General features: G+C 72.9%; 1 protein-coding gene. It reads right to left on the minus strand.

Features of this window, described 5'->3' with window-relative positions; genetic code table 11:
* Nucleotides 1–255 precede the first annotated feature (255 nt).
* On the minus strand, nucleotides 256–983 hold a 728-nt coding region (locus FV228_RS30855), incomplete at its 5' end, for a DNA translocase FtsK (protein ID WP_147857874.1).

Genomic DNA, 983 nt, shown 5'->3' on the forward strand with positions numbered 1-983 from the left:
CCCGCCCCCCCCGCCCCCCCCGCCCGGGCCCCCCCGCCGCCCCGCCCCCTCCCCCCCCCCCGCCCCCCCCCCCCCGGCCCCCTGCCCCCCCCCGGGCGGTGCGGGTGCGGCGGCCGATCATCGGCAGAACCTCCTGGGCGCCCCAAGCGGGCGATCCGGCAGAAACGGGATTGGACGGGGCTTAGAGCCCCGCCCTGTGGCGAAGATGCGACGCGAAAGGGCCGCGACCGATCGGATCGCGGCCCTGCGGCGGCCTCACTCGTCGTCGTACATCCCGCTCGAGGCGTGGGGCGCCCCGGCGACCAGGATGTCGCGCTTGCCGGCGTGGTTGGCCGGGCCGACGATGCCCTCGATCTCCATCCGCTCCATGATCGAGGCGGCGCGGTTGTAGCCGATCTGCAGCCGGCGCTGGATGTAGCTGGTGGACGCCTTCTGGTCGCGCAGCACCACCTCGATCGCCTGCTTGTACAGGTCGTCCGACTCGCCGCCGGTCGCCGCCGCGAAGGCGCCGATGTCGAAGACCGGAGCCTCCTCGTCGGAATCCTCGGAGCGCTCGACCTTCTCGGCCTTGGCGCCGCGCCCGGACTTGCCCTCCTTGGCCGGCTCCTCCGGCGAGTCGTCGGTGGTGACGGCGTCGAGGTAGCTCGGGCGGCCCTGGCGCTTGAGGTGGGCGACCACGCTCTCGACCTCGCTGTCCGAGCAGAACGGCCCGTGGACACGGGTCGTGCGCCCGCCGCCGGCCATGAACAGCATGTCGCCCTGGCCGAGCAGCTGCTCGGCGCCCATCTCGCCGAGGATGGTCCGGCTGTCGATCTTGCTGGTGACCTGGAAGGAGATCCGGGTCGGGAAGTTCGCCTTGATCGTGCCGGTGATCACGTCCACCGACGGACGCTGCGTCGCCATGATCAGGTGAATGCCGGCCGCACGCGCCATCTGGGCGAGCCGCTGGATCGCCCCCTCGATGTCCTTGCCCGCCACCATCA

Source organism: Methylobacterium sp. WL18 (assembly GCF_008040015.1).
Classification (GTDB): domain Bacteria; phylum Pseudomonadota; class Alphaproteobacteria; order Rhizobiales; family Beijerinckiaceae; genus Methylobacterium; species Methylobacterium mesophilicum.